Annotated in this window: 1 protein-coding gene; it reads left to right on the top strand. The window is 49.9% G+C overall.

All coding sequences use genetic code 11. The features are described from left to right. Positions 1 to 409: 409 nt before the first annotated feature. A complete protein-coding gene (locus tag ACKI3C_RS07350) occupies positions 410 to 2,638 on the top strand; it encodes a M6 family metalloprotease domain-containing protein (RefSeq protein ID WP_407403574.1) in 2,229 nt (742 codons plus the stop codon). The last annotated feature ends 475 nt before the right edge of the window (positions 2,639 to 3,113 follow it).

The following is a 3,113-nucleotide window of genomic DNA, read 5'->3' as shown; positions in this document are numbered from 1 at the left end:
GTATCGCGTTTACCCTGCCCTGCCTTCGCTTGCGCTCAGTTAGGACAGGGTTATGTGCAGAACTGCGTTCTGCGTGTCGGCTTTCAGCCTCTCTTTGCCTTATGCTTTGTGCGAGAGAAAGATTTTCATAAGGTCTGGGCGGGGAAAAAATCTATTGTAGTATAGTTACAACAGACTGCTCTGATTTAACTGAATAAGAAATTATTCTAATTATTTTAATTTCTTTCAGTTATTATTAAATCAGTGTTATTTGGGTCTATGGTTGCTGAAATTGCTAGGGGGATGGTGTTAATTTTAGTGTAGTTGCCATGTGAATCTGCACTAAAACTTGCATGTTTTGTGAAAAATTACTACTTTTGGCAGATTAAATGTAAGCAAGTAGAATAAGCAAGTATAAACATAAAGCGATATGAGAAAAATAACTTTGTTAATAGCATCGTTGCTTGTTGCGATCAGCGCGATGGCAATTCCGGCTCACCGTGAGCCTGTCACTATTACCCAACCCGATGGCTCAAAGCTCACTATAAAGCTCATTGGTGACGAGTTTTACCATTTCAACACCACCCTCGACGGCTACACCATCGTCAAGGACGACGCTGGCGTGTATGTGTATGCCCAGCGCGACGGCGAGGGCATCAAGGCAACGGGCATCAAGGCGCACAACCTGGCCGAGCGCACAGCCGACGAGCAGTTGTTCCTGCAAGGTGCCGACAAGTATATCACCGATCGTGCTGCACATGCACAGGGCGAGGCTAAACGCGTGAAGCGCGACGGACCCGCGCAGCACTCTCCCGCTATCGACGTGAAGAAATTCCGCGGACTCGTCATTCTTATTAACCTCACTGACAAGAAGTTCGCAATGAAAGACCCCAAAGGGTTCTACAACGACATGCTTAACACCAAAGGGTTCACTGGCTATACCGACGACAGCGGCAAGTGGGTGAGCTGCACTGGCAGTATGCATGACTATTATTCGGAGAACAGCAATGGCATTTTCCAGCCCCAGTTTGACGTGGTAGGCCCCATTGACGTGAACTATTCATGTTATGATTTCAAAGGCACGAGTTACGCGTCGTCGATATTCATGAGTGCAGTGGCAAAGGCTGCGGCCCAGGGCGTGGACTTCTCCAAGTATGATGCCGATAACAATGGTTACATTGACATGATATTCTTCCAGGTTGCTGGCTTGTCATCAAGTTTTGGTGGTAACGATAGTCGCTTGTTGTGGCCTCACAAATCGTCGTTCTGGTCATCGTCGACCTATAGTGGCAAACGTCTTGGAACTTACGCTTGCTCAACCGAACTTTATGGATGGACAAGTTCGCCCAGCACCATCACTATTGAGGGCATAGGCACCATGTGCCATGAGTTTACTCATGTGATGGGCTTCCCCGACCTCTATGATACCGACTATGAGGGTAATGGCGGAGAGAGTCATCACCCCGGTGAATGGGACATTATGGCTGGCGGCGGCTCGTTCAACAGCGGGCGCACTCCGTGTGGCTTCTCCATTTTTGAACGCTATTTCATGGGATTCGCTAACCCCAAAGTCATCAGCGGGACAGGCCACTACGTCCTCAATCCCATTTCGAGCAACGAGGGTTACATTCTCAAGACACCGGTCTTGAAAGAATACTTCATCATCGACAACCGCCAGAAGACCCGCTGGGACTACTACTTGCCCGGACACGGCATGATCATTGCGCGTGTTGACTCGACGGCAACATCGCCATGGTCTAACAACAGGGTCAATGCTTATCCCTCGCACAACTACTATGAACTATTGCGTGCTGGCAACTCATCAAGCGGTGCATCGCCCAGCGACCCGTTCCCTGGCAGCAAATCAGTTGTGATGGTGAGCAGCAGCACCACCCCCAGCCTCAAAACTTGGACTGGACTGGACAACCCATACATGCTTAACAAGATTACCGAGAATGGCGGTGTCATTGAGTTTGACGTTGACTTGTTGGGGAACTTGACGAGCCTGGTCGAGGACTTCGAGGGTATGCCGTTGTCAACCGGCACTACATCGGTCGATGTGCCAGGAAAGTTTGCGACCTGGACGCTAGGCAAGGACAAGGTCGTTGCTCCCGGTGTTGATTATTGCGAGGATGGAGTTCAGGCATTGGCCACCTTTGGCAGTGGTGTCGCAACGATGACAAGCGATGTCTATTGCGACGAGATTTATCGCATTGAGGCCAGTGTTAAAAACCCCACGACATCTGATTCTAAATTCCGATTGAGCGCGTCGGTCGATGGCGGCAAGACGTGGGTGGCATTGACCCCCGACCAGTCGGCAATTATAGGCCAAACCACCAAGCTTGCGTGGACGATGTCTTATAAATGCCCGGTTCGTTTCAGATTCAACACCACAACGGGCAGCAAGACAAACGCATGCTATCTGGATAATCTCCAGATCTTCTACGACGGCGAGCAACACGAAATCAAGCCATTTGTAAAGGGTGACGCTAATGGCGACGGCGTGGTAGATGTTATTGACGCTAACATTGTTATCAACATCACGCTGGGCAAGGAAAGCGCAGACAAATACAATGGTCGCGCCGACGTGAACGGCGATGGCGTGGTGGATATCGCCGACGCTAATGCGATCATCAACATCGTGCTGGGCAAGGTTTGATACTAGGCTCTGTGGCGTTACCGGCCAGAGACCAGAGCAACCGCATCAAAAATATTGCAGCAACATTTGTCTCGTCAGGTTTTGTCCTGACTGACATGTGTTGCTGCATTGTCTTTGCAGATAACACTGATTTAATGTAACTAAACAGCAATGGAACTCCCCGCGCGGATCTCACTGATCTCACTGATTTTTTCATTGAAATTATATATTGTGGTTTTTTTAGCCCCCAGGGAGGCCGTATCTTTGGTTAACCGCTGGTCGCAGACCTCCGGGCTGCCGGTGGGGGGGGTGAAGTGTAACAAACTCGCGGTTGAAGACCGCTACCTCGAAACGTGCAAGGTTGCGGTCTTCAACGGGGGTACAGTGTATCGCGTTTACCCTGCCCTGCCTTCGCTTGCGCTCAGTTAGGACAGGGTTATGTGCAGAACTGCGTTCTGCGTGTCGGCTTTCAGCCTCTCATTACAAAATCATGTGT

The organism is Sodaliphilus sp. (genome assembly GCF_045598405.1).
Lineage (GTDB): Bacteria > Bacteroidota > Bacteroidia > Bacteroidales > Muribaculaceae > Sodaliphilus > Sodaliphilus limicaballi.
This window is presented reverse-complemented; position numbering and strand designations above follow the sequence as displayed.